General features: G+C 34.0%; 1 protein-coding gene. It reads left to right on the top strand.

From position 1 onward, the window contains the following. The first annotated feature begins 203 nt into the window (after positions 1 to 203). A complete protein-coding gene (locus HET73_RS06995; RefSeq protein ID WP_174134263.1) occupies positions 204 to 1,901 on the top strand; it encodes an ABC transporter ATP-binding protein in 1,698 nt (565 codons plus the stop codon). Positions 1,902 to 2,569 lie beyond the last annotated feature (668 nt).

Below are 2,569 nucleotides of genomic sequence, written 5' to 3'. Positions count from 1 at the left end.
AGACGCCAGATACATAAGTTTTTTTGTCGTTTAATCTGTACAGAGAAGATAAATAATTAGCTTCAGCTTTATTATAAAAGGGTTGGCGGGGGTTGTCAAGTAAGTTTTTATGCCATCCTAATCAGATTGCTCTCAACTCATACCTTTCCTCTTTCTCCTGAAACTAAAATCCATATACTTAACTTTAGAAACTTTGAAATAAGATGCGATCTAATATTAGGCAGTTGTTTTACTATATAAAACCTAATCTATATTATTTCATTATAGCTTTTATTGCGGTTCTATTTTCAGCTTTAACTATTCTCCTTTTTGGCAGGGGTTTGAGTAGCGTAATTGACTCTGGCGCAGAGCATAATTTTACCACTAAACTAGTAGTAACAATATTTATAGTTTTAGCCATTTCTCTCACTGCATTTATTAGACTATATTTTATTGGAATTGGCAGCGAGAAAGCTATTGCAAGAATCAGATATGACTTATATAGCAGTATTACCGATTTACAACCAAGTTTTTTTGAGAACACCGGTGTACAAGATGTTATCTCAGCGTTAATTACTGATACCTCTGTGCTACAATCAATAATAAATAGCAGCTTACTCACCATATTACGAAATTTTGTAATACTGATTGGTAGTGTTGCCATGTTATTATATACGAATCTACACCTAACCGCATATGCAGCTGCAATAATACCCATATTATTAGTCATCATGACATTACTTGGAAAAAAAGTGCGCAGCTATGCACGCTTTGCCCAGAGTAAGTTGAGTGAGCTCGCATCACTTAGTGAGGAAAATTTCAGATCTATAGTAACTATCAAGTCGTTTGTGTTGGAAGAAAATGAAAAAGTCCGCTTTAGGGAATACCTAAATTCAGTATCAAAATCATACGTAAGATTAGTGCTATTGCGCGCTATTTTGGTAACTTTGGTTATTTCGTGTGTGGTAGGTTCGCTAGTTGTTTTGCTCTTCTTTGGTATTAAAGAAGTCTTAAGTAACAATATGACCATAGGAGAGCTCTCTTCATTTGTGTTTTATTCAGCGCTTGCGGCAGGAGCTGTAAATAATTTAAGCGATAATATCAGCGATTTACAACGAGGTTTTGGAATAGTGGAGCGTTTGTTTGAGTTTATGAACATGAAAAGCTCTATAGTAGACATCAGTAATCCTATAAAAATTCATAGTGTTCGAAAAGAAATTTCGTTTAACGACGTAACATTTTTTTATGCTGATAAGCCGGCGTTAAGCAATGTATCATTTTCTATAGAGGCAGGTCAGTCAGTATCAATTGTTGGTCCATCTGGCAGCGGTAAAAGCACCATTTTAAAGCTTCTTCTCTGTTTTCATGATCCAAACAAAGGCAGCATCACTATTGATGGACACAATATTAAGTCAATTGCGCTAAGTAACCTCAGATCATTGTTTGGTTTGGTACCACAGGATCACATGATATTTTCTTGTTCAATAATAGAAAATATATTGTACGGCAAACCAAGTGCTAAATATGAGGAAGTGAGGCGAGCAGCTATCAGTGCGTATGCGATGGAATTTATTGACAAACTACCCGATAAGTTTGACACATTTGTAGGGAAAAGAGGATTAAAACTTTCTGAAGGACAAAAACAACGCATTATAATAGCAAGAGCTCTACTCAAAGATCCTCAGATTTTAGTACAGGACGAAGCAATCTCTGCCCTTGATTACAAAAGTGAAAACCTCGTACAAAAAGCATTAAGCAAGCTAATGCAAAACAGAACAACGGTCATGATTACACATAGGCTATCAACCGCACTCAAAACTGACAAGATTATAGTAATTAATCATGGAAAAGTAGAAGAAGTAGGAACTCACGACTTTCTAATGAGCAAAGATGGGCTGTATGCGAAATTGGTGAAGATATAAAGCATGGCCTGCTGAAATATTACATAGGTCAAAAAAGATTTAAATCGTGCTGTCATAAATTAGGTTGATATACTAAATTTAGGATAAAATTATTAAATTTTTAACCATTTTAACTTATAATAATTTAATAGTATTTTTTAAAGGATTATTATGATTTATACTCATGGTTTTTTACCACAACAATACATGGCTTCTCACTTACCAGTGCCAGCTTTATCAGCACCAGCATTGAATTATGCACAAGTACAAACACCTTGTACGCCTGCAAACATACCTTATGCTGTTAATTCATGTCATAACCATTTTAACTCATGTCATAACTATTATGACGCATATCACAATCCTTGTGATGTATTAGGGCTTGTTTATTAGAAGATTGTTTTAAACAATTTATAAAGCATGTGGTGCTACTTTAGCACACGTGCTTTATGTCCTTCTAAGAGCATGTGGGCACTATTTAAATAATGTCCACGTATCTTACATTTCGCTTAATAAAGAAATTTCATAAGCAATTGTATAGCAGTTTTACTATCCAGCAACACAACTAATTCAACTAGTTTCTTTCTGAAATCTTGTCATTTTAAACATATATATTTAACTGCGTCATTATTAAAATCGTATTTTGAAATATATTGTAAACAGAAGGTCTTGGATATGCTAATTTTAAT

Source organism: Wolbachia endosymbiont of Atemnus politus (genome assembly GCF_013309895.1).
Note: the sequence above shows the minus strand (reverse complement) of the source record. Positions and strands in the feature narration are given on the sequence as shown.

Excerpts from the sequence above, each read along its gene's own strand:
- HET73_RS06995 (WP_174134263.1), top strand. The coding sequence starts at position 204 with ATGCGATCTAATATTAGGCAGTTGTTTTACTATATAAAACCTAATCTA.